Below are 22,209 nucleotides of genomic sequence, written 5' to 3'. Positions count from 1 at the left end.
AGGCTTAGCCTTTGGTTATTACACATGAGTGAAATAGGGGTCACCGTGGTGAAGGCATTCCAGGTCTGGTTGGTCATCTTCGGGCTCGTCGTGGCAGCGATCGCGGTAGCTCACCTTCTCGGTGGGCAGGCCACCTACATCGGCGGGGGGTCGGTCAATGCGACGATGGATTCTGACCTTCGCTTCTACAACGTCTTGTTCTTGGCGTACGGATGCGTGTTCATCTGGACGGCACGCGATCCTCGGACGTATGCCACAATGATCAATCTGCTGGGGCTGCTGTTCTTTCTCGGCGGTGTAGCGCGGCTTCTCGCCTGGATGGCGAGTGGAGCTCCCAGCGTCTTCTACCAGGTGATGATTCCCGTCGAATTGGTGATTCCCGTTGTCCACTGGGCAATCTTGCGAAGTTTTCGACAGACGGATCAGTCGAACGCCGACGTGGCCGCAACTCCGTCGTCGTAGCCGAGAGTCGCTGCGAGACAGCGGATATCGGGGTCGAAAGGGGTGTCACCCGAGAGCGGCAACCACACTCCCGGACTCCTCCAGAGCGGCGAGGACGCCCGTCATCCAGCCGATTCCGAGCAATCCGCCGCCCCCGAGCACCAGCGTGCTCGAGGCGGTCACAACGACGTGCGGCGTGGCCGGGCACCCTCGGGGCCGCGCAGTTCGACCAGACGTCGATCGCCCGCGTGGTCGCTGAGCAGTGCGCTGCCGGCGGGACGCAGGTCGATGTTGGCGCCCTGACTGATGGGCCACCCGAGGAACCTGCAGATGAACGACCGCGAAAAATGGCCATGCGAGACGACGATGACGTCGGACTTCGCGAAGCGCTCTTCGACATGGTCGACGGCGGAGTCGACACGCGTGGTCATCTGCGACACCGATTCGCCGTTGCGACCGCCGCCGGTCCAGATTGTCCAGTCCGGGTCGTACTGCTCGTGAATCTGTGCCCGCGTGAGCCCCTCGTAGTCGCCGTAGTCCCACTCGGCGAACAGTTCGCTCGTCTCGTCGACATGCAGCCCGGCCAGTTCTGCCGTCCGCTGGGCACGTTTGCGCGGAGACGCCATGACCCAGGGATTGGTCAGGCCCGCACGTTTCTCTATGCCCTTCAACGCTCGCGCATCCTCCTCGCCCTTGGGTGTCAGATCGATGTCGGTGCGACCGGTGTGCCGGTCGGTCAGCGACCACTCGGTCTGACCGTGGCGGATCAGGAGCACGTGGTGGGTGGCGTCGTCGCGCGGAGAGTCGCTCATCGCTCCGATGCTAGTGGCGTCTGCGGTGTCGCCGCACGGATTCTGTGCGGTCTCGCCCGCATCGCGGCAGCGTGCGGGACGGCGGGACGGACTCAATCACGCAGTGCAAGTGCGAATCTGTCGATCAGCCAATCGATCTCGTCGTGTGTCACGACGAGGGGTGGAGCGAGGCGGATCGTCGAACCGTGGGTGTCTTTGGCGAGTACGCCACGCGCTGCGAGGCGGAGGCAGAACTGCTTGCCGGTTCCCAGGTCGGGGTCGATGTCGATACCCGCCCACAGCCCCTTACCGCGGACCGCGACGACGCCGTGTCCGACGAACTCACGGAGACGCGTGTGTAGGTGTGCGCCGAGTTCGGCAGCACGTGCCTGCCAGGTGCCCTCGGCGAGCATCCGTACCACCGTGTGTCCGACTGCCGCCGCAAGCGGGTTCCCGCCGAACGTCGAACCGTGTTGTCCGGGATGCAGCACGCCGAGGACATCGTGGTCGGCCACCACGGCCGACACCGGAAGTACACCGCCGCCGAGCGCCTTTCCGAGTGTGTACACGTCGGGCACCACGTTCCAGTGCTCGCACGCGAATGTCGTACCGGTGCGGCCCAACCCGGACTGGATCTCGTCAGCGATCATCAGCACGTTGCTGTCGGTGCATAGGCGCCGAACCGCGGGCAGATAGTCGTCGGGTGGGACGATGATCCCGGCCTCGCCCTGGATGGGTTCGATGAGGACGGCCACGGTGTTGTCGTCGATCGCCTCGGCGAGTGCGGCGGCGTCTCCGAAGGGGACGCGCGTGAACCCCGGTGTGAACGGACCGAAGCCGCCTCGGGCGTCCTCGTCGTCGCTGAAGCTCACGATGCTGATCGTGCGCCCGTGGAAGTTGCCTCCCGCGACGATGATGTTCGCTTTGCCCGGCGCCACGCCCTTGACGTCGTAGCCCCATTTGCGCGCGACCTTGAGCGCGGATTCGACCGCCTCGGCACCGGTGTTCATCGGTAGCACCATGTCTTTGCCGCACAGCGCCGCAAGTGCCGCGCAGAAGGGCTCGAGCGTATCCGAACCGAACGCGCGGCTCGTGAGCGTGACCCGATCGAGCTGCGCCTTCGCCGCGGCGACGATCTCCGGATTGCGGTGGCCGAAGTTCACCGCGGAGTAGGCGCCGAGTGCGTCGAGATACCGTCGACCGTCGACGTCGGTGATCCATGCGCCGTCGGCGGTGGCTGCGGTGACCGGCAGTGGTGAGTAGTTGTGCGCCACATGGGGTTCGGAGAGTGGATGCGTGGTCTTGCGGTCAATGCCGGTCGTCGTGCCCTCGCCTGCTGTGGGCATTCGCAATTCGAGGGTGCAGCATTTGATGCCGCCGCCGCCCTTGAGGAGCTCGGAGAGGTCGACGGTGATCGGGACGTAGCCGGCCTCGTGCAGTCGTGCTGCCAAGTCCGGAGCAGCGTCGGTCATCACCACGTGACGACCGTCGGAGACGAGGTTGAGCCCGAGGACCTCCGCGTCGCGTTCGGTCGCGATGATCGCGTCGGGATAGAGGTCGGCGAGTAGAGCACGCGATGCCGCGGAGAAGGCCATCGGGTAGTACGCGATCGTGTCGTCGTCGAGCACGCCGAGCGCGGTGTCGAGGTGGTAGAAGCGCGGGTCCACCAATTCGAGGGTGATGACCGGCAGTCCGGTGATGGAGGCGACCTCGACGTGCGTGTCCGGATGCGTTCGGAACCCGGTGCCGGCGAGGATTCGACGACCGACCAGCAGGAAGTCGCCCTCGCCCTCCTGCACGCCGACGGTCTCATGCACAGCGTCGACGCCGCAGGTGTGGAACCATGCCGTGTAGTGCTCGCCTTCCGGTGCGCGCTCGGGGTGCAGGAAGCGCGCAGCCACGGCTTTTCCGTCGACGACGAATCCGCCGTTGGCCGCGTAGACCATGTCGGGAAGATCCGGCTGAGCGTCGACGAGTGTCACGGAGTGGCCGAGGGATTCGTAGATCGCCCGCAGCGACTCCCACTGGGCCATGGCCCGCGCGGTGTCCACGGGGATCGATGGATCCATCCAGGGGTTGATGGTGTAGCTGACGGTGTAGTGGGAAGGAGGGGTCATCGCATAGGTGCGGGTGCGGGGGGTGCGCTCGGTGCGCGCGGCAAACCGTGGACTCGTCAACGTCATATTTCGACGGTATCGTCGGCGTGTGGCGCAAGCAATCGCCGTAAATTGCGCATTTGCTTAAGTAATCCCTAAACAAGGGTGGCAGAGGGTGGAAAAGTTGCGTCAGATCGACGAACTCGACGAGAAGGTGCTCGAATGCCTGGCACGTGACGCACGGGCCACGTATGCACAGATCGGCGACGAAGTCGGTCTGTCGGCTCCCGCGGTCAAGCGTCGAGTCGATCGACTCGTCGACGAGGGTGTGATCAAGGGTTTCACGACGGTCATCGATTCGACTGCGATGCAGTGGACCACCGAGGCATACGTGCAGGTCTTCTGTCGGGGCAACATCTCGCCGGAGGAACTCGCCGCCGCGTGGGAGCCGATTCACGAGGTGGTCAGCGCTGCCACGATCACGGGCCAGGCCGACGCCATCCTGCGCGTGATGGCCCGCGACGTCCACCACCTCGAGCATGCGCTCGAACGCATCAGACAAGCGGGACCGGTCGATCGCAGTGAGTCGATCATCGTACTGAGCCAATTGATCGACAGGGGGCACCCATGACCTCGACGGGCCGTCGACTTGTCGGGCATCCGTGAAGCCGTGCTAACCTGTCCGATGTGACCAGCAACGTGCGCGCCTATTGGCGTTTCTTTATCGAGGCTCCGGGTGAGCCTGCGATGAAGCGCTGAATCTGCGTCGCACAGAAAACCCGGAGCCCGAGCAGTGACCAAGAGGTCGCTGCTTTTCTCATGTCAGGGGCCTCCGGCGTCAATAACAGCGGGTGTCCCCAGTCGCAGAGACCAGGCCACCACCCGCGAAAGGCAACACGACGTGACCACCCTGCCCGACCTGACCGCCACATCGCTGCATGGAACCGACTCCGCCTCGGAGTCGACATCGGATCGTCGCATCAGGTCATTCCGGTCCATCCCCTCGCCGGACACCATCCGCACCGAGCTCCCGCTGACCGCGCGCCGCGCGCTCCGGGTGCAGGCCGACCGCGACGAGATCGCCGCGATTCTCGCCGGTCGTGACGACCGTCTGCTCGTGGTGGTCGGCCCCTGCTCGGTGCACGACCCCATCGCTGCACTCGACTACGCACGCCGCCTGGCCCCGCTGGCCGACGACTACGCCGACCGGCTCAAGATCGTGATGCGCGTGTACTTCGAGAAGCCGCGCACCACGGTCGGCTGGAAGGGCCTCATCAACGACCCGGGCATGGACGGGACCTTCGACGTCGAGCGCGGACTTCGGACGGCGCGATCGCTTCTGCTCGACATCATCGATCTCGGGCTCCCCGTCGGATGTGAGTTCCTCGAACCGACCAGCCCGCAGTACATCGCCGACGCCGTCGCGTGGGGCGCCATCGGTGCACGAACCACGGAGTCGCAGGTCCACCGTCAGCTCGCCTCCGGGCTGTCGATGCCGATCGGATTCAAGAACGGCACCGACGGCAACGTCCAGGTCGCCATCGACGGAGTGAATGCTGCTGCAGCGCAACACGTGTTCTTCGGTGTCGACGATTTCGGCCACGGCGCACTCGTCGAGTCCGCGGGCAACGAGGACTGCCACATCATCCTGCGTGGCGGGACGCACGGCCCCAACTTCGACGACGAGTCGGTCGCGTCGGCGATCGCGGCACTCGACAAGGCGGACCTGCCGCCACGCGTGATGATCGACTGCAGCCACGCCAACTCCGGCAAGGACCACGTCCGGCAGGCGCAGGTCGCCGCCGAGATCGCGGCGACGATTCGGACACGCCGCGCCGCGGGTCACCCACCGCTCATCAGCGGCGTGATGCTCGAGAGTTTCCTCGAAGCCGGCGCCCAGTCGCTTGATACCGAGTCGCCCGACCCCCAGCCGCTCGTGTACGGCAAGTCGGTGACCGACAAGTGCATGGACTGGGAAACCAGCGCACGAGTCCTCGCCGACCTCGCGCGCAGCTGAGGCGCCTGTCTGCTCACAGCAGAAGGGCCGACGGCTGACGGTATCGGTGACCTACGCTCGAACGCATGGCACCGACGAACGATCCTCACACGCCCGACGCGCCTGAACCGCTCTGGCGTGAGATCACAGGTCGCGTGCTGCGCCGACACCGCCACGAGCGCGGCGAGCGACTCATCGAGACCGCGCAGCGCGCGGGGGTGTCGAGTCAGTACCTCTCCGAGATCGAACGTGGCCGTAAAGACGCCTCGTCCGAGTTGCTCGCGGCGGTCGCCGGTGCCGTGGATCTGAGCCTGCTCGATCTCACCCGCGAGGTCGCCGACGAACTCGCCCGCCTCGAGAGCGTGGGAGTCAGGCGCGGATCTGCAGTCAGTGGACCGGTTGCGTTGCATTCGCTCTCGCCCGGCGTGCAACCGATTCGGCCGCGCGCTGCGTTTCGCGCCGGACTGCGTGGACCGGTCGCGCTGGCGGCGTGACCGACCTGATCTGATCGCTCGCGACCCCGACGCTCAGCGCATCGGCCGTCCCCTGGTGTCGATGACCTGATCGGCGAGACCGTACTCGACGATCTCTGCTGCCCGCAGCACTCGATCGCGGTCGGTGTCGTGCCGCAACGTCTCGATGTCACGACCGGTGTGTCGGCTCAGTGCCTCCTCGATTTCTGCGCGAATGCGCAGGATCTCCTCGGCGGCAAGGATCAGATCGGGAATCGTGCCACGTCCCTGGCCCGACGGTTGATGGAGCAGGACACGCGCATGGGGGAGGACCGAACGCCTGCCCGGTGTACCCGCGGCCAATAACAGCGCCGTCGATGAGAGTGCCTGTCCCACACAGGTGGTGGCGATCGGTGCGTGGCAGTACTGCATGGTGTCGTAGAGCGCGAAGGTCGCTGTCACCGAGGCTCCGGGTGAGTTGATGTAGATCTCGATGGGTGCGTCGGGGTTGTCGGAGTCCAGATGCAGGATCTGCGCGATGAGCGCGTTCGCGACGCCGTCGTCGAGTTCGGTGCCCAGGTAGAGGATCCGGTCGTCGAGAAGTCTGCTGTAGACGTCCATCACGCGTTCGCCCTGCGGTGTGCGGGTGATGACGTTGGGAATCGTGTAGGTGCTCATGCGTTACTCACCTCGAAACCCGCTGCGGCGGCGCTCCTCGGGCGGATCTGTGCGATGTCGGTGACGATGTGGTCGACGAATCCGTACTCGACGGATTCGGTTGCGGTGAACACGTGGTCGCGGAGTGAGTCGTCGAAGATTCTCTCGCACGTCTGTCCGGTCTGCTCGGCGATGATGGTCAGGACGGTGTCGCGGACGTGGCGGAGATCGTCGGCTTGCAGTTCGATGTCGGGCGCGTATCCGCCGATGCCTGCCGAACCCTGATGCAGCAGTACCTTCGCGTGCGGTGCGATGAAGCGTTTACCCCTAGTCCCGTTGCACAGGATGAATTGACCTGCGCTGTATGCCATACCGAGGTTCACGGTGATCACGTCGTTCGGGATCAGCGCCATGACGTCGGTGATCGCGAGCATCGCGGGCACCGAACCACCCGGCGAGTTGATCCAGAGCGCGATGTCGGCGGCGGGATCGTCGTCGGAGAGCATGACGAGCTGCGAGCACAATTGTGTGCCGATGTCGTCGTCGAGTGCCGAGTCCAGTGTCAGGATGCGTTGTCCGAAAAGGGTTTCTGCGGTGCGCTTCCGTAGCGGTAGGTGGTGCTGTTCTTCTGTCATGAGTCGATCGTCGGTGGCGAAGGGGGCAGACGTCATGCCGATTCCGCCTCGGGCGGCGCGGATCTGCCCTGGGCAGCAGTACGCAGCTCGTAGCGGAACGTCTGCCACTCAGCTGACGTCGATCACCGGGCGTCCGGTCGGGATGGTGATCCGGGCCCTACGGTGCAGCGGGATATCCGGCGCCGCAATCGAATCGCTCACACGGTAGTCGGCCTCCCAGTTGTCTGCGGTCAGTCTGTTGAGGACGTAGCCACGCTGGGCGTTACCGAAGTGGATGTGGGGTGAGGCGGCCTTGAGTTGCCGGTCGCTGGCGTCACTGTCTTCGCCGTCCGCGCCGGACGCGATGGACGTGCCGGCGAGTTCGACGCCGACGGTCAGGGAGGGCCGCGAATACGTCGAGCGCAGTTCGGACACCACGTTGCGGTGGATGTCACCGACGATCGACACCAGGTTGCCGACGCCGCGCTCGCGCGCGCCGTCGAGAATCCTTGCGCGCGAGGCCTCATAGCCACTCCAACCGTCCATGCTGACCGCCCGTGTACCGTTCTTGCGGCGGGCGAGATCGGCGATGGTCGTCTGATGCGCGAGAACGTTCCACCGTGACCGGCTCGCGGCGAGTCCGTCGAGCAGCCACTTCTCCTGGGCGGTGCCGGTGATGGTACGTCGGGGGTCGGCGGTGGCTGCGTTCTGGGCGGTGTCGTTGTCGCCGTTGGCCTGATCGCTGCGGAATGTCCGGGTGTCGAGGACGCTGAACTCGACGAGGTCGCCGTAACCGAACCGGCGGTAGGCGCGCAGGTCGTAGAGATCAGTTGTCGTGGTCGGCCGTGGACGTTGGGCGACACGGACCGGAGTGTTCTCCCACCATGCGCGCATAGCCTGGGCTCTGCGGGCGAGGAAGTCGGGGATGGGCTGATCATCCTCGGGAATGCGTGCAGCCCAGTTGTTGTCGACCTCGTGGTCGTCGAAGATCGTGATGAACGGGCTGGCCAGGTGTGCGGCCTGTAGGTTCGGGTCGAGCTTGTACAGGGCGTATCGATCGCGGTAATCGTCGAGTGTTGCGCACTCGCGGTGTGCTGAGGCAGGCGTAGCCCGTGTCCGTCGTCGGCCGCCATCTGTGGGAATGGGCTTTTCGTAGATGTAGTCGCCGAGATGGAACACGACGTCGGGTGCGTGTGCAGCCATATCGGCGTACGCGGGGTAGTGTCCGTCGGCCCAGGACTGGCAGGATGCGATCGCGAAAGTCAGCGCACCGAGGCGACTTCCGTGAGGTGCAGCGGTACGGGTACGGCCCGTCGGCGAGATCGAGGTACCCGCGCGGAACCGGTAGAAGTAGTCGGCCGATGGACGCAGACCACGGACGTCAGCGTGCACGCTGTGTCCGTTCTCGGGTGTGGCCAGTTCGACGCCGCGTGCCACGACCTGCCGCATCGCGTGGTCGGTGGCGATCTCCCATTCGACGGGTACCGGCACCCGGCCCATCCCTCCGCCGCGTGCGAGCGGGTCGGCCGCCAGGCGCGTCCAGAGGACAATGCCGTCGGGCAGCGGATCTCCCGACGCCACACCGAGAGTGAACAGTTCGCTTCCGCGACGGGGCGGCGGCGCCGACGCGGCGTCGGTGGTGAACATCCACGGAACGGTCGCGATGCCCGCGGCGACCCCTGCCCAGGTGAGGAAACGACGACGGGTGGTGCCGAGGTGGATGGTCTTGTCGCGGTCCAGACGAAGCTCGCCGAGAACGGGTGGGCGGCATGACATGTTCGGCATGCCGCCACCCGATCATCGGCGGTTATCGAGTGTTCGACGGTGGCCGGACGGTCCGGTGAGCACGGGATGAAGACCAAGTGGCTCGGCGTCGATCGCAACCGGAACTCAGCTGAGCACGACGAGCCACACCGCGATGTAGTGCAGCAGTGCCGCGACGGCTGTGCAGGCGTGAAAGACCTCGTGGTGGCCGAACACCCCGGGCCACGGATTCGGCCATCGGGCAGCGTAGAGCACGCCGCCCACGCTGTAGAAGACCCCACCGACGGCGAGCAGTATCAGCACGAGCCACCCGACATGCGCGACGAGCGCCGGAGCGACAGCCACGATCACCCAGCCGAGCACCAGATACAACACGACGCCCAGCCAGCGCGGCGCCGCCGGCCACGCGATCTTCAGCACGACACCAGCCAGTGCGCCCACCCAGACGATGCCGAGCACCCACCAGCTCGTCGGGGCGGACAGGCCCATGGCGCAGAACGGTGTGTAGGTGCCCGCGATGAACAGGAAGATCATCGAGTGGTCTGCCCGCTTCATGTGGATCTGGGCGCGCAACGACTTCCACGCGACGCGGTGATACGACGCCGAGACCGCGAACAAGCCGACGACGGTGACCGCGTACACGGCACAGGCGACCGCGGCGCCGGGGCCGCGTACACATGCTGCACCGATGACCAGGGCGAGGCCTGCGGCGAGCGCGATGAACGCCGACCACTGATGAATGACACCTCGGAGTCGAGGTCTGTCGGCGACAGCAGTCACCAGGAGGGGGTTCACCAAAGCTACGGTACCGTAACTTCATGTGCGCAGGCTGTTAAGCGAGTGCGTCGATCACGGCTGCGAGCTGCTCGGCGTCGATGGGTGTCGGCTGATAGACACACACCTCGTCGACCCTGACGTCGAGGTCGCGCACGGCGTCGAACGCGTCGATGCGCGTCAGGATGCCGCGAGCCACGTCCTCGGCGCTGCCGCAGGCGGCGATGGTGTGCAACAGGTCATCGTCGATCAGCTCGGGCATCTCGCTCCAGCGCCCCTGCTTGGAGAGCGCATTCAGTTCGGGCTGCAGATGCGCTGCACCGTGCGCGGCCAGAACCGGGCGATAGGCCGGTGTGGATCCGTAGAACGCGAGTAGACGTCGTGCTGCGGTGTGGTCGTTTCCCACGGACACGATCACCTCAGGTATCACGGTGAAGCCGCGAGGGGAGAGGTGTGCTCGGCGGGCGAGGCCGCGTCGGATGCTGGGGATCGTCGTCGAGGTGAGGAAGTCCGGGGTACTGAACGGCATCACGAGTACACCGTCGGCGTAGGTCGCCGCGGCGCGTGTCATCAGCGGTCCCAGTGCGCCGACGAACACCGGTGGCCTCCCGAAGGGATTGGGGCCGGGGTTGAACGTCGGTGTCATCAGGGTGTGGCGGTGATAGGTGCCCTCGTAGCGCAGTGGGGCACCGGTCTCCCAGGCGTCGAAGATCGCGTTGATTGCGCCGACCTTGTCGGCCATTCGCCCGACGGGATCGTCGAACTCGGCGCCGAACCGCTTCTCGATCTGTGGACGGATCTGGGTACCGAGGCCGAGGCGGAAGCGTCCACCGGACAGGAGTTGGAGGTCGTTGGCGGCATGCGCGAGATGAATCGGGTTGCGTGGGAACGCGATGGCGACATTGGTCAGCAGGCTCAGGTCGGGTACCGACGCGGCTACGACCAGCGGTGTGAACACGTCGTGCGGTCCCTCGAAGGTGAAGACGCCCGACGCTCCTGCGTCAGCCAGCGTCGCGGCGCGCTGCGCTGCACCGACGGGGCCGAACAGTGCCGTCGTCACCGCGACCCGACCCATCAGGCCATCCCTGTCATTCGGAATCGGCGTTGTTGTAGCGATGCAGCAGAGTGGCGAACAGATCGAGGTCCTCGGGGGTCCACGACTCGAGCCTGGCCGCGATGGCCTCTCCACTGCGCTGCCGGATCTCCCCGAGGATGTCGAGCGCCTCCGGTGTCGGCTCGAGGGACTGCGACCTCGACGACGTCGACTCGGGCGAACGGCGCAGCAGTCCGCGGCGTCGGAGTTCTGCGAGTTGGCGGCTCGCCGTCGACTTGTCGATGCTCGCTGCTTTCGCGAGCGCGGCGGCATTGATCCCGGGACTGTCGGAGATGAGTGCCAGCAGTGAGTACTCCACGAAGGTCAGCCCTCCCTCCGCGTAGATCTCGCGGGCGCCGTTGCGCAACCTGCGCGACAGCGTGACAAGTTCTTGACCGACCACTTCTGCAGCGTCGGGTTGCCCGGGTGACACCATAGTTGTATATTACAACCTATCCGTGTTGCATTTTGCAACCAAGTAAGTTGCTCTCCCCTCAGCCCCAGAAGGTAATCGATGTCCGCTGCTCCCAACCACGCGTTGTCGATCAAGACGATCGCGTCGCATGTCGCCGTTCCCCTCGTCATCGGTGCCGTCATGGCACTGGCCTACCTCGGCGGGTTCCACAAGCCCGATCCTCACGACCTGCGCGTGGATGTCGTCGGTACCGGCGCGTCGACGCAGGTGATCGCGCAGACGCTGCAACAGGATCTCGGTGACCACGTGTCGATTCGCACCATCGCGACCGCCGACCAGGCCAGGGATGCGATCGAACACCGGGAGATTGCGGCGGCCTTCGAGCCGAAGGCCGACACCCCGGTGCTGTACGTCTCCACAGCGGCGTCGGATCCCAGCGCGGTGACGATCGAACGCATCTTCAACGGCATCACGATCGCGGAGAACCAGCCCCTGAAGATCGTCGACGTCGTGCAGGCCGATCCGCAGCGCGATCCGTCGGGCCAGAGCATCTTCTTCTTCCTGGTGGCGCTCACCGTCGGCTCGTACGGATGCGGGATCGCGATCGCCGTCGCCGCAGGTGGACGCAGGATTCGGGTGCGTCTGGGCTTCGCCGCGGTCTGCTCGGTCATCTCGGCAGCGGTGACCACGGCAATCGCCGTATGGGTATTCGACGCCCTGCCGGGCGCGCAATGGCAGATCTTCGGCCTCTCGATCCTGTATGCCCTCGCGACCATGCTGTTCGCGATCGGACTGCATCCGTTCATCGGCCGGTTCACCACGCTGGCCATGGTCACGATCTTCGTCGGATTGAACTTCACCACCAGCGGCGGTGTCTTCGCGCCGGCCCTGCAGCCGAAGTTCTTCGCGGTGCTGCACGATTTCTGGATCGGTGCGGGCCTGAACGAGGCGTCACGCAACCTCGCGTACTTCCCGGACGTGTCCAACGGGGGTGAGATCGCGAAGATCGTCGGTTGGCTCATCGTCGGAGCAGCGCTTGTCGGGGTCGTCGCCCTGCGTGAGCGTAGGAACGCCGTCGAGCAGACACCTGCTCCCACTTCCGGACGTCACGAGCGCGACCAGCTCACCGATGAGGAGTCCGAGGAACTCGCCGAGGACGTTGTGGCCTGACTCAGAGCGCCCTCACCCGTGAGGTCTAATCTGGTTCGCGATGAAACTCCTACCCGATCGTCTGCGTCGGCCGATGCTCTCCGTGTACGAGCGTCGGTTGATCCAGTTGACGGACGAGACACGGCTTCCTCGGCATGTGGCGATCATCTGCGACGGCAATCGACGGTGGGCGCGCGAGGCGGGCTTCGAGGACGTCAGCCACGGACACCGGGTCGGTGCGCAGCGCATCGCGGAGATGCTCGAGTGGTGTGCCGAACTCGGCATCGAGACCGTCACCATCTATCTACTGTCGACGGAGAACCTGCAGCGGGCATCCGACGAACTCGACGCCCTGATGGAGATCGTGCCCGACATCGTCGACGAGATCGCCACTCCCGACGGGCACTGGCGGGTGCGGATAGTCGGCACGCTTGATCAGCTTCCCGAGGCCGCCGCTGCCCGCCTTCGACGCGCAGCTGAACGGACACTCACCAGGTCGGGCATGAACGTCAATGTGGCCGTCGGTTACGGCGGCAGGCAGGAGATCGCTGACGCGGTGCGTGCGCTACTGGTCGAGAAGGCCGACGAGGGTGCGACCGTTCAGGAGTTGGTCGACGCGGTCACCGTGGAGGCGATCGACGAGAACCTCTACACCAAGGGACAGCCCGATCCGGACCTGGTCATCAGGACGTCGGGCGAGCAGCGACTGTCGGGTTTCCTGCTCTGGCAGAGTGCGTATTCGGAGATCTGGTTCACCGACGCCTACTGGCCGGAGTTCCGTCGCGTCGATTTCCTGCGTGCGCTGCGCGATTACTCCGCGCGTAGTCGACGCTTCGGCAAATAGTCGTCGAGTAGGTCGATCAGCGCGGTCACGTCCGCGTCGAATTCGAGACCGACGGTGTGCCGAACCCGACGAGATTCCCCCGGTCGGCTCGCCGTCGATGCCGCGGAGTCGTGGCGCATCGCGACGGCGCAACACGTCGAGTCCGCCGCGGGCGAAGGACCATCGATTGGCTCTAGCGTTGACGGTGTCGCCCACTTGCGGCGGTCGACGCGGCAGCGATGATCGCCGACGCCGCGCTCGCCTCCGAACCCACGGACATGCAGCCTTCGACGCGTGGCTCGACGCGACAACACGCACAAGACACGGCTGAGGTGTGTCAGGTCTGCGGGTGCGACGGCATGTCCGCCAGCACCCGTAGGGCGTCGAGGACCTCCGCGAGTACGTCGTCGCCCATCGCGTCGGCCAGGGCGTCGGCTTCGGCCGCCGCTGCCGCCGTTGCCAGTCGTGTGACGGTGCGCCCACGCTCGGTGAGTTCGATCAGACGGGCACGCCGATCGTCGGGATCTGTTCTGCGCGTCACGTACCCGTCGCTTTCCAGTGCGTCGACGATGGCCGCTGCGGATTGCTTGGTGACGCCGATGAAGGCTGCGATGTCGTTGATCGAGGCGCCCGCCTGCGAGATTCGGGTGAACACGAGTCCGTGAATCGGGCGAAGCGTCGGATGGCCCCGGCGTGAGATCCGGTCGTTGATGCGTTCGCTCACTGCGGACTGTGCGCGCATCAGCAGGAACGGCAACTGTGCGCGGGGAGGGGTGAGGCTTGACATATAGACAGTTTAGCTGTCTATATATATAGACAGCCAGACTGTCTATATCAAGGAGCTGTCATGCCACTCGTCACTCGGTCGACCACATACGACATGCACGGGGCGTCGTTCGAATCATTCGTATCGCCGCGCACAGGAAGCCGTGATCTCTGCGCCTGGCGGACGACGCTGTGTCCCGGTCAGTCGGGGACCGAGCACACCGTCGATTCCGAGGAGGTGATGCTCGTGCTCTCCGGTGCGCCGCGGCTTGCGCTCGACGGCGTGCAAGTCGACGCCGAGCCGGGCGCGGTGGTCTTCGTGCCTGCGGGAAGCTCTGTGCTACTGGACAATCCAGGAGACGCAGAGTCCGAAGTGTGGGTGACCTCGGTGCCCGGCCTGACCGCCACGACGGGGGATGGCGGTCGGATCAGCCCGCCGTGGGTGCAGTGATCGCCGCGGGCGCAGTGATCAGGTTGGGTCGGCATGACCGCGACTTCACAACTTGCGCAGTCGGACCCGGTTGATGGAGTGGTCGGCGTCCTTGCGGAGCACCAGGGTGGCGCGTGGCCTCGTGGGCAGGATGTTCTCCCGGAGGTTCGGTAGGTTGATCGACGTCCAGATGTCGCGTGCAGCTGCTTTGGCCTGGTCGTCGGTCAACGACGAGTAGTGGTGGAAATGCGAGTTGGGATCGGCGAACGACGTCGAGCGCATCTGTAGGAACCGGGAGATGTACCAGTTCTCGATGTCGGCTGTCTTGGCGTCGACGTAGATCGAGAAGTCGAACAGGTCCGAGATCATGAGCGTCGCGCCGGTCTGTAGGACGTTGAGGCCCTCGAGGATCAGGATGTCGGGCTGGTGCACGTAGTGCATCACGTCGGGGACGATGTCGTAGGTGAGGTGCGAGTACACCGGGGCGGTGACCTCGCGCGCACCCGACTTGACCTCCGTGACGAATCGCAGCAGCGCCCTGCGGTCGTAGGATTCGGGAAATCCCTTGCGGTGCATGATGCCCCGGCGTTCGAGTTCGCGGGTGGGGAGCAGGAATCCGTCGGTGGTGACGAGGTCGACCTTCGGGTGCGACTCCCAGCGGGCGAGCAGGGCTGCCAGGATGCGCGCGGTGGTCGATTTGCCGACGGCCACGCTTCCCGCGATCCCGATCACGAACGGCACCTGTTTGGTGGTCTGTCGATCGCCGAGGAAGGTCGACGTCGCCGCGAAGAGGCGTTGTCGGGCTGCGACCTGCAGATGGATCAGACGCGAGAGGGGAAGGTAGACCTCGGCGACCTCTCGAAGGTCGACGTTCTCGCCCATGCCGACGAGTTGGTCGAGTTCGTTCTCGTTGAGCACCATCGGCATGGATTCACGCAGGTCACGCCATTGCTTGCGATCGAGTTCCAGATACAGACTGGGATCGCGGCCGGTGGTGTCGCGCGCCATCAGCCAACTCGTCCCGTTGGCGGATGCGCGTCGCGCCTCATCGTCATGGCCTACAGCTTAGAAGGGCGCGCCGATGCCGCTGTCGGTAGCCTTCCACCATGGCAACGGCGAGCAGGGGATCGGCAACCCCGGAGACGGATCTGATCACCGACTATCTACGACTCGGCCTCGCGTTCGACCGGCTCGAAGAGGGCTTCGTCGACGCGTACACCGGTGATCCGACGTTGCGTTCCGAGGTCGCCAACGGGCCGGCTCCGGACCCGTCGCGACTCGCCGACCGGGCGCGTGGCCTGCGTGGCGAACTACCCGCTGGGCTGCCGACCGATCGCGCGGCGTTCGTCGATGCGCATCTGCGTGCACTCGAGTGTTCCGCGCGCAAGTTCGCGGGCGACGACATCGGGTTCGTCGACGAGGTGCGCGCCTACTTCGACGTCGACATCGCGCCCGCCGACACCGATGACTATCGAAAGGCGCACGGCGAGTTGGGTTCTGCGCTCGGCGTACCCGACGCGAGTGGACCGGTGCTCAGCGATGCCTATGCGGCGTACCGTCGTTCCGACGAGATCCCGCCGGAACGCGTCGACGAATGTGTGCGTGCGTTCAGCGGTGCGCTGCGTGAGCGGGTCAGAGACGAGTTTCCGTTGTCCGACAACGAGATCGTCGAGTTCGAGGTCGTGACCGACAAGCCGTGGTCCGGCTTCAACTACTACCTCGGCAACTATCGGTCGCGGGTCGCGATCAACGCCGACCTCACGCAGTACATGTCGTCGCTGCCGCATCTCATCGCCCACGAGGCCTATCCGGGGCACCACACCGAGCACTGCCGGAAGGAGCAGATCCTCGTCGGCGGTGGGCAGGCCGAGCAGACCATCTTCCTGGTCAACACACCGCAGTGTCTGATGGCGGAGGGGCTCGCCGACCACGCGCTGCATGCAGCCATCGGAGACGACTGGGGGTTGTGGGCGCAGGAGATCTACGCCGACCTCGGGCTGCGATTCGACGGTGAGCGCGCGCAGCGAGTCGGCAGGGCGTCGTCGGGCCTGCTGACCGTGCGGCAGGACGCCGCCCTGATGTTGCACGACCAACACGCCGACGTCGACATCGTCGCGGGCTTCCTCGAACGCTGGCTGCTCGCACCGCCCGAGCGGGCGCGCCAGATGTTGCGATTCCTCACCTCGCCGCTGTGGCGGGCCTACATCTCGACCTACGTCGAGGGATACCGACTATTGGAGGAGTGGCTCGAGGCGGTGCCCGAACCGGAGCGACTGGCGCGCTTCGGACGACTCCTCGACGAGCCACTGACCCCAGCGCTGCTCCGAGCCGAACTGGGCCAATAGACTGTTCGCCATGACCGAGAACCCCATCTCAGCGAACACCGCGAGCCTGAACTCGATGTCCCTGGCCGAGCTCGACCCCGACGTGGCCGCCGCGATGAACGGCGAGCTGAGTCGCCAGCGCGACACGCTCGAGATGATCGCCTCGGAGAACTTCGTGCCCCGCGCGGTGCTGCAGGCGCAGGGCAGTGTCCTGACCAACAAGTACGCCGAGGGGTACCCGGGACGTCGCTACTACGGCGGCTGCGAGTACGTCGACGTCGTCGAGGACATCGCACGCAACCGCGCCAAGGAACTCTTCGGGGCCGACTTCGCCAACGTGCAGCCACATTCAGGAGCTCAGGCCAACGCGGCGGTGCTGATGGCGTTGATGAACCCGGGGGAGAAGCTCCTCGGCCTCGACCTCGCGCACGGCGGTCACCTGACGCACGGTATGCGGCTCAACTTCTCGGGCAAGCTCTACGAGAACCACTTCTACGGTGTCAGCAAAGAGGATTTTCGGATCGACATGGACGAGGTGCGCAAGATCGCCCTCGACGTGCAGCCCAAGGTGATCGTCGCGGGCTGGTCGGCATACCCGCGCACGCTCGACTTCGACGCCTTCCGGTCGATCGCCGACGAGGTCGGCGCCTACCTGTGGACCGACATGGCCCACTTCGCGGGTCTCGTCGCCGCGGGGCTGCACCCCAACCCGGTCCCGGCGTCCGACGTCGTCTCCTCGACCGTGCACAAGACCCTCGGCGGTCCCCGTTCGGGCATCATCCTCGCCAAGCAGGAGTGGGCCAAGAAGCTCAACTCGTCGGTGTTCCCGGGGCAGCAGGGCGGACCGCTCATGCACGCCATCGCGGGCAAGGCCGTCGCGCTCAAGATCGCGGGCACCGAGGAGTTCGCCGACCGCCAGCGTCGCACGCTCTCAGGCGCCAAGATCCTCGCCGAGAGGCTGACCGGCGCCGACGTCGATAAGGCCGGTGTCTCGGTTCTCACCGGTGGTACCGACGTCCACCTGGTGCTCGTCGACCTGCGCAACAGCCCGCTCGACGGTCAGCAGGCCGAAGACCTGCTCCATGAGGTGGGCATCACGGTCAACCGCAACGCGGTGCCGTTCGATCCGCGACCGCCGATGGTCACCTCCGGTCTGCGGATCGGCACCCCGGCCCTGGCCACCCGTGGCTTCGGCGACGAGGAGTTCACCGAGGTGGCCGACATCATCGCCACCGCGCTCGCGGCCGGGGCCGACGCCGACGTGTCCGCGTTGCGCGGGCGGGTATCGCGCCTGGCACTCGACCACCCGCTCTACGACGGACTCGAGGAGTGGGGGCTGATGAGCCGGGTCTGACCTGGACATCCGACCACCGTCGAGAGGGCCCGGGGCGGTTTGAAATCGCCGCCTACGGATCCGTATCCTTGCTGCGATGAACGTACTGAGCGAAGACGAACTGATCATCGCGCTGGAGAAGGCCCTCCCGGAGGTCGCCGAGGATCACCAGCTCGCTTCCGCTGTGTGGAATCCGCACGAGTACGTGCCGTGGGACGACGGCCGTAACTTCGCCTTCATGGGAGGCGACGACTGGGACCCCTCGCAACAGACGCTGTCCGACGAGACCGCAGCGGCGCTGCTGGCGTTGCTCCTCACCAAGGACAACCTGCCGTCGTATCACCGGATTCTCGCGAAGTACTTCCCGGCGTTCTCCGACTGGCGTCAGCTCGTCGGTGTGTGGACGGCAGAGGACAACCGCCACGCGGTGGTCCTGCGCGACTACCTCGTCGTCCGCCGCGCGATCGACCCGGTCGATGCCGAGGAGCGTCGTCGAGTTCACGTCACCGCGGGCTACCGACAGAACGAGGCGCAGGTCGACGAGCTCAAGCCGCTCGACGTGCTGGCGCTCATGGCCGTACACGAGGCCCAGAGCGTGAAGTTCATCGAGAAGATGCAGGCATCGGTGACCGACGACATCCTGGCGCAGATCCTGCACAAGGTCGCCGGAGACGACGAGACGTCGTCGCGCACCTTCGTCAACCTGCTCGGTGCCGGACTCGTGGCCGACCAGGACACCGCCGTCATCGCACTCGACAAGGCGCTCGCGCGCGGACTCGACGAGCCGATCGGCTTCGACGTCGTCGACTTCGACGAGCAGCGCGCATTGATCGCCGACTATCAGGACGAAGCCACCATCGACGCGATCGCGGCGTCGATCGTCGACCAACTCAAACTAGAAAGTGTCGAGGGTCTGAACGACGAGGCAGCAGCCGCCAAGGCTCGTATCCTCGCTCGCGCCGGTCGCTGATCTCCGCGTTCTCCCTGCTGACGGACGTATCGCCACCACGGCAGCGCATCTGCGCGTCGTGGTTCGACGATACGTCCGTTTACGCATATTTCACGTAGACACACCCGTTTACGTCGCGCCGGAACGTCGGCATCCGCGTACGTTGACCAGTGACGGGCCGCGGGGAAGCGGTTCGTCCGGGAGGTTCACATCGTGGGTTGCACCAGCAGCGCGAGGGGGCCGGCCCCGGTCCTCGTCCATCTCGGCTGACGCCGAGGAACGGACAAGAACCAGCCGGTCATCGAAGAACTGGTTTGTGCGGGTGCCGCACAAACGTAGGAGCCCACGTGACCACACGCACCTACGTCCTCGACACCTCTGTGCTGCTCTCCGATCCCTGGGCAGTCACACGCTTCGCTGAACACCACGTCATCCTGCCGTTGGTCGTCATCAGCGAACTCGAGGGCAAACGCCACCACCACGAGCTCGGTTGGTTTGCACGTGAGGCATTACGACTGCTCGACGATCTGCGTCTCGAACACGGACGACTCGACGTCCCGCTGCCGATCGGCGAGGAGGGTGGCACCCTTCAGGTCGAGCTCAACCACACCGATCCGGCCGTGCTGCCCGCAGGCTTCCGCACCGACACCAACGACTCTCGTATCCTCGCGTGCGCGCTGAACCTGCGCGCCGAGGGCAAGGACGTCACGCTGGTGTCCAAGGACACGCCGCTGCGCGTCAAGGCCGGCGCGGTGGGACTCGACGCCGACGAATACCACGCACAGGACGTCGTGGTCTCCGGGTGGTCGGGCATGGCGGAGCTCACCGTCGAACAGCCCGTCATCGACACACTGTTCGCCGACGGGATCGTCGATCTCGACGCAGCACGAGAACTGCCGTGCCACACGGGGGTTCGACTCCTCGGCCACGGCTCCGCGAGTGCACTGGGCCGGGTCAACGAGGCCAAGCAGGTGCAATTGGTGCGGGGAGACCGTGAGGCATTCGGACTGCACGGTCGCTCGGCTGAGCAGCGGGTCGCGCTCGATCTACTCCTCGACGACAGCGTCGGGATCGTGTCGCTCGGCGGCAAGGCGGGCACCGGAAAGTCGGCTCTCGCGCTGTGTGCCGGCCTCGAGGCCGTGTTGGAGCGTCGCACCCAGCGCAAGGTGGTCGTGTTCCGGCCACTGTATGCCGTTGGCGGACAACAGCTCGGCTATCTCCCCGGCGGTGAGGCCGAGAAGATGGGTCCGTGGGCGCAGGCGGTGTTCGACACCCTCGAAGGTCTTGCCTCGCAGGAGGTCATCGAGGAGGTCCTCAGCCGCGGCATGCTGGAAGTGTTGCCGCTCACGCACATTCGCGGACGGTCGCTCCACGACTCGTTCGTCATCGTCGACGAGGCCCAGTCACTGGAACGAAACGTACTGCTGACGGTCCTGTCGCGGCTGGGTACGGGGTCGCGGGTGGTGCTCACGCACGACGTCGCGCAGCGCGACAACCTGCGCGTCGGGCGTCACGACGGCGTCGCGGCGGTCATCGAGAAACTCAAGGGCCACCCACTGTTCGCGCATGTGACCCTGACCCGCAGCGAGCGATCCCCGATCGCCGCACTGGTCACCGAGATGCTCGAGGAGTTCGCGCCGGGCGCGACCTACTGACAGCTGCTCACCAGCCCTTCAACACAACGACTTCCGCCCGCGCATCCCATCCGGTGCGCGGGCGGTGGTCTGCGCCCGCGGGCGGGGACAGATGTGTGTCGTACCGGAGGAATCGGTCACTGCAGCACGTACGTCTCAGGAATCGGCACACGGTCACCCCGCCCGACCCGAGATGCGGTCCGCGACACGGGCGATCACATCCGAACTCGACGACTCCGACGCCAGTTCGCGGCGGTCGGCGGCGCGGTACGCCCCGTACATGGTCGCAACCCCCAACCAGCGCAACGGCTCCGGCTCCCACTTCCTCGCGTGATGCGCGACCCACGGCAGGTCGGTGAGGTCTGTCCGGTCGCCGACGACGAGGTCGCGCAGGGTGCGTGCCGCAACGTTGGTCGTCGTGAGGCCTGAGCCGACATACCCCGACGCCGAACCGATCCCGGTGGTCTGGTCGAAGTCGATCGAGGCGGACCAGTCGCGACTCACCCCGAGTACGCCGCACCACGCGTGGGCGATCTCGACGTCCGCGGTTGCCGGGAACATCTCGTGCAGGGCCCTGATCAGTGACAGCGCCGTTCGCTCCTGGGTCGTCCCGTTGTCGTCGATTCGCGAACCGAACCGGTAGGGTACTCCGCGCCCGCCCAGCGCGATGCGGCCGTCCGCGGTGCGCTGAGAATAGGTGTAGGCGTGCGCGGTCTCGCCGAGCAGTTCCGCTCCGGCCCAACCGATCTCGTCCCAGGTCGACGTCGACAGCGGTTCGGTGACGATCATCGAGGAGTTCAAGGGCAGCAGTGCGCGGTGTTGTCCGGGAATGGTTGCGGTGAACCCCTCGAGGCAGACCAGAATGGTCTCGGCGCTCACTGTTCCCCGTGTCGTGCGGAGCATGCGCGGGCTGATCTCGGTGACCGTGGTGTCCTCGTAGATCGTCACTCCGGTGCGGGACACGGCGTCGGCGATGCCGCGCGTGAGTTTCATCGGATTGACCCGAGCGCACTGCGGCGAGTACATCGCCGCCTGGGCGCCCGGAATCGTCAGTCGGTCGTCGAGCGTGTCAGCGTCGAGCAGTTCCCAGTCGTCGGCGCCGACATGCCGCTCGAAGTCGAGCTCGCCACGCAGGCGGGACTCCTGCGCGGCGCACCGCGCGATGTGCAGCACACCGGACTTCACCGCGTCGCAGTCGATGCCCTCGGCGTCGATACGGGACAGGACCTCGTCGACGCCTGCGCGCATGGTGGCGGTGAGCCGACGATTCGCGTCGAGACCGTCACGGCCACGTTGCTCGGCGATGTCGGCGTAGTGCGACCGATTGCCCGGGACCTCAGCCGACAACCAGCCGCCGTTTCGACCCGACGCGCCGAAGCCGCAGAACTCCTTCTCGAGCACCACGATGCGTGCGTCGGGCAGTGCTTTGGTCAGGTAGTACGCCGACCAGAGGCCGGTGAGTCCTCCGCCGACGATGGCGATGTCGGTGTCGATATCGCGATCGAGCCCAGCACGCCGTCGGACGGGATCGATCGTCGAGAACCAGTATGAGACGTCTCCGTTGCGCATGGAAGAGACGGTAGGCCACTCAATGTTGCGAGCAGATTAAGAAGCGGTTGTTCAGATGGATAATTGCTGCGGAATCAGTGACGATTCTCCGCAAGAACATCGAATTTCGGCAGTCGAGCCACTGCTCGGGGGAGCTTGTC

Annotated in this window: 22 protein-coding genes; 11 read left to right on the top strand and 11 right to left on the bottom strand. The window is 65.7% G+C overall.

Annotated elements, in window-relative coordinates; genetic code table 11:
- Positions 1-24: 24 nt before the first annotated feature.
- A complete protein-coding gene (locus LK459_RS02480; RefSeq protein ID WP_227921570.1) occupies positions 25-462 on the top strand; it encodes a DUF4345 domain-containing protein in 438 nt (145 codons plus the stop codon).
- A 158-nt stretch (positions 463-620) separates the two neighbouring features.
- Here LK459_RS02480 and LK459_RS02475 read toward each other — a convergent pair whose 3' ends face one another.
- Complete coding sequence (locus tag LK459_RS02475) at positions 621-1,253, bottom strand: histidine phosphatase family protein (protein WP_227921569.1); 633 nt, start codon at positions 1,251-1,253, stop codon at positions 621-623.
- A 92-nt stretch (positions 1,254-1,345) separates the two neighbouring features.
- Complete coding sequence (gene rocD, locus LK459_RS23195) at positions 1,346-3,415, bottom strand: ornithine--oxo-acid transaminase (RefSeq protein ID WP_322590806.1); 2,070 nt, start codon at positions 3,413-3,415, stop codon at positions 1,346-1,348.
- Positions 3,416-3,512: 97 nt separating this feature from the next.
- Between rocD and LK459_RS02460 the strand changes: the two genes are divergently transcribed.
- The 3 genes from LK459_RS02460 to LK459_RS02450 all read left to right on the top strand — a co-directional run bounded on the left by LK459_RS02460 (position 3,513) and on the right by LK459_RS02450 (position 5,818).
- Positions 3,513-3,959 (top strand): Lrp/AsnC family transcriptional regulator, encoded by a 447-nt coding sequence (locus LK459_RS02460; RefSeq protein ID WP_039993353.1) that lies wholly within the window; start codon positions 3,513-3,515, stop codon positions 3,957-3,959.
- Between the two features lie 270 nt (positions 3,960-4,229).
- Positions 4,230-5,345 (top strand): 3-deoxy-7-phosphoheptulonate synthase, encoded by a 1,116-nt coding sequence (locus LK459_RS02455; protein WP_227921567.1) that lies wholly within the window; start codon positions 4,230-4,232, stop codon positions 5,343-5,345.
- A gap of 65 nt (positions 5,346-5,410) precedes the next feature.
- The gene (locus LK459_RS02450; RefSeq protein WP_227921565.1) at positions 5,411-5,818 is read left to right on the top strand and encodes a helix-turn-helix domain-containing protein; all 408 of its coding nucleotides are present in this window, start codon (positions 5,411-5,413) and stop codon (positions 5,816-5,818) included.
- Positions 5,819-5,851: 33 nt separating this feature from the next.
- Here LK459_RS02450 and LK459_RS02445 read toward each other — a convergent pair whose 3' ends face one another.
- The 6 genes from LK459_RS02445 to LK459_RS02420 all read right to left on the bottom strand — a co-directional run bounded on the left by LK459_RS02445 (position 5,852) and on the right by LK459_RS02420 (position 11,114).
- A complete protein-coding gene (locus LK459_RS02445; protein WP_227921563.1) occupies positions 5,852-6,454 on the bottom strand; it encodes a ClpP family protease in 603 nt (200 codons plus the stop codon).
- On the bottom strand, positions 6,451-7,068 hold the full coding sequence (locus LK459_RS02440) for a ClpP family protease (protein ID WP_039993354.1): 618 nt from the start codon (positions 7,066-7,068) through the stop codon (positions 6,451-6,453). Before LK459_RS02440 ends, LK459_RS02445 begins: the two co-directional genes overlap by 4 nt.
- 108 nt (positions 7,069-7,176) lie before the next feature.
- Complete coding sequence (locus tag LK459_RS02435) at positions 7,177-8,832, bottom strand: alkaline phosphatase D family protein (protein WP_227921561.1); 1,656 nt, start codon at positions 8,830-8,832, stop codon at positions 7,177-7,179.
- Between the two features lie 105 nt (positions 8,833-8,937).
- Complete coding sequence (gene trhA, locus LK459_RS02430) at positions 8,938-9,606, bottom strand: PAQR family membrane homeostasis protein TrhA (protein ID WP_227921559.1); 669 nt, start codon at positions 9,604-9,606, stop codon at positions 8,938-8,940.
- A 37-nt stretch (positions 9,607-9,643) separates the two neighbouring features.
- Positions 9,644-10,660 carry a TIGR03617 family F420-dependent LLM class oxidoreductase gene (locus tag LK459_RS02425; RefSeq protein ID WP_227921557.1) on the bottom strand — a complete coding sequence of 339 codons (1,017 nt, stop codon included), beginning with the start codon at positions 10,658-10,660 and terminating at the stop codon, positions 9,644-9,646.
- A gap of 13 nt (positions 10,661-10,673) precedes the next feature.
- Entirely contained in the window at positions 10,674-11,114 is a 441-nt protein-coding gene (locus LK459_RS02420; RefSeq protein ID WP_007237321.1) for a MarR family winged helix-turn-helix transcriptional regulator, read from the bottom strand.
- Between the two features lie 78 nt (positions 11,115-11,192).
- Between LK459_RS02420 and LK459_RS02415 the strand changes: the two genes are divergently transcribed.
- The gene (locus tag LK459_RS02415; protein ID WP_227921555.1) at positions 11,193-12,263 is read left to right on the top strand and encodes an ABC-2 transporter permease; all 1,071 of its coding nucleotides are present in this window, start codon (positions 11,193-11,195) and stop codon (positions 12,261-12,263) included.
- Positions 12,264-12,303: 40 nt separating this feature from the next.
- The gene (locus tag LK459_RS02410) at positions 12,304-13,086 is read left to right on the top strand and encodes an isoprenyl transferase (RefSeq protein WP_007239701.1); all 783 of its coding nucleotides are present in this window, start codon (positions 12,304-12,306) and stop codon (positions 13,084-13,086) included.
- 316 nt (positions 13,087-13,402) lie between these two features.
- Here the strand turns inward: LK459_RS02410 and LK459_RS02405 are convergent, their stop codons facing one another.
- Positions 13,403-13,852, bottom strand: a complete 450-nt coding sequence (locus LK459_RS02405) for a MarR family winged helix-turn-helix transcriptional regulator (RefSeq protein WP_227921553.1) — start codon at positions 13,850-13,852, stop codon at positions 13,403-13,405.
- A gap of 60 nt (positions 13,853-13,912) precedes the next feature.
- On the opposite strand from LK459_RS02405, the gene LK459_RS02400 reads away from it, so the two are divergent.
- On the top strand, positions 13,913-14,281 hold the full coding sequence (locus tag LK459_RS02400; RefSeq protein ID WP_227921551.1) for a cupin domain-containing protein: 369 nt from the start codon (positions 13,913-13,915) through the stop codon (positions 14,279-14,281).
- A gap of 45 nt (positions 14,282-14,326) precedes the next feature.
- Here LK459_RS02400 and coaA read toward each other — a convergent pair whose 3' ends face one another.
- Positions 14,327-15,268: a type I pantothenate kinase gene (coaA, locus tag LK459_RS02395; protein WP_007239697.1), complete on the bottom strand. Its 942-nt coding sequence runs from the start codon at positions 15,266-15,268 to the stop codon at positions 14,327-14,329.
- Between the two features lie 98 nt (positions 15,269-15,366).
- Between coaA and LK459_RS02390 the strand changes: the two genes are divergently transcribed.
- The 4 genes from LK459_RS02390 (at position 15,367) to LK459_RS02375 (ending at position 20,521) form a co-directional block, all read left to right on the top strand.
- The gene (locus LK459_RS02390) at positions 15,367-16,605 is read left to right on the top strand and encodes a DUF885 domain-containing protein (RefSeq protein WP_227921549.1); all 1,239 of its coding nucleotides are present in this window, start codon (positions 15,367-15,369) and stop codon (positions 16,603-16,605) included.
- Between the two features lie 55 nt (positions 16,606-16,660).
- Positions 16,661-17,938, top strand: coding sequence for a serine hydroxymethyltransferase (gene glyA, locus LK459_RS02385; protein ID WP_227923542.1), 1,278 nt, complete (start codon positions 16,661-16,663; stop codon positions 17,936-17,938).
- 76 nt (positions 17,939-18,014) lie between these two features.
- Complete coding sequence (locus tag LK459_RS02380; RefSeq protein ID WP_007239694.1) at positions 18,015-18,887, top strand: acyl-ACP desaturase; 873 nt, start codon at positions 18,015-18,017, stop codon at positions 18,885-18,887.
- Between the two features lie 326 nt (positions 18,888-19,213).
- Positions 19,214-20,521, top strand: a complete 1,308-nt coding sequence (locus LK459_RS02375) for a PhoH family protein (protein ID WP_227921547.1) — start codon at positions 19,214-19,216, stop codon at positions 20,519-20,521.
- A 153-nt stretch (positions 20,522-20,674) separates the two neighbouring features.
- Here LK459_RS02375 and LK459_RS02370 read toward each other — a convergent pair whose 3' ends face one another.
- Complete coding sequence (locus LK459_RS02370; RefSeq protein WP_227921545.1) at positions 20,675-22,069, bottom strand: NAD(P)/FAD-dependent oxidoreductase; 1,395 nt, start codon at positions 22,067-22,069, stop codon at positions 20,675-20,677.
- Between the last annotated feature and the right edge of the window lie 140 nt (positions 22,070-22,209).

Source organism: Gordonia otitidis (assembly GCF_020735545.1).
Lineage (GTDB): Bacteria > Actinomycetota > Actinomycetes > Mycobacteriales > Mycobacteriaceae > Gordonia > Gordonia otitidis.
Note: the sequence above shows the minus strand (reverse complement) of the source record. Positions and strands in the feature narration are given on the sequence as shown.

Excerpts from the sequence above, each read along its gene's own strand:
- LK459_RS02400 (WP_227921551.1), top strand. The coding sequence starts at position 13,913 with ATGCCACTCGTCACTCGGTCGACCACATACGACATGCACGGGGCGTCG.
- rocD (WP_322590806.1), bottom strand. The coding sequence starts at position 3,415 with ATGACGTTGACGAGTCCACGGTTTGCCGCGCGCACCGAGCGCACCCCC.
- LK459_RS02390 (WP_227921549.1), top strand. The coding sequence starts at position 15,367 with ATGGCAACGGCGAGCAGGGGATCGGCAACCCCGGAGACGGATCTGATC.
- LK459_RS02475 (WP_227921569.1), bottom strand. The coding sequence starts at position 1,253 with ATGAGCGACTCTCCGCGCGACGACGCCACCCACCACGTGCTCCTGATC.
- coaA (WP_007239697.1), bottom strand. The coding sequence starts at position 15,268 with ATGGCGCGCGACACCACCGGCCGCGATCCCAGTCTGTATCTGGAACTC.
- LK459_RS02370 (WP_227921545.1), bottom strand. The coding sequence starts at position 22,069 with ATGCGCAACGGAGACGTCTCATACTGGTTCTCGACGATCGATCCCGTC.
- LK459_RS02380 (WP_007239694.1), top strand. The coding sequence starts at position 18,015 with ATGAACGTACTGAGCGAAGACGAACTGATCATCGCGCTGGAGAAGGCC.
- LK459_RS02415 (WP_227921555.1), top strand. The coding sequence starts at position 11,193 with ATGTCCGCTGCTCCCAACCACGCGTTGTCGATCAAGACGATCGCGTCG.
- LK459_RS02480 (WP_227921570.1), top strand. The coding sequence starts at position 25 with ATGAGTGAAATAGGGGTCACCGTGGTGAAGGCATTCCAGGTCTGGTTG.
- glyA (WP_227923542.1), top strand. The coding sequence starts at position 16,661 with ATGTCCCTGGCCGAGCTCGACCCCGACGTGGCCGCCGCGATGAACGGC.
- LK459_RS02435 (WP_227921561.1), bottom strand. The coding sequence starts at position 8,832 with ATGCCGAACATGTCATGCCGCCCACCCGTTCTCGGCGAGCTTCGTCTG.
- LK459_RS02420 (WP_007237321.1), bottom strand. The coding sequence starts at position 11,114 with ATGGTGTCACCCGGGCAACCCGACGCTGCAGAAGTGGTCGGTCAAGAA.
- LK459_RS02410 (WP_007239701.1), top strand. The coding sequence starts at position 12,304 with ATGAAACTCCTACCCGATCGTCTGCGTCGGCCGATGCTCTCCGTGTAC.
- LK459_RS02405 (WP_227921553.1), bottom strand. The coding sequence starts at position 13,852 with ATGTCAAGCCTCACCCCTCCCCGCGCACAGTTGCCGTTCCTGCTGATG.
- LK459_RS02440 (WP_039993354.1), bottom strand. The coding sequence starts at position 7,068 with ATGACAGAAGAACAGCACCACCTACCGCTACGGAAGCGCACCGCAGAA.
- LK459_RS02450 (WP_227921565.1), top strand. The coding sequence starts at position 5,411 with ATGGCACCGACGAACGATCCTCACACGCCCGACGCGCCTGAACCGCTC.
- LK459_RS02425 (WP_227921557.1), bottom strand. The coding sequence starts at position 10,660 with ATGGGTCGGGTCGCGGTGACGACGGCACTGTTCGGCCCCGTCGGTGCA.
- LK459_RS02445 (WP_227921563.1), bottom strand. The coding sequence starts at position 6,454 with ATGAGCACCTACACGATTCCCAACGTCATCACCCGCACACCGCAGGGC.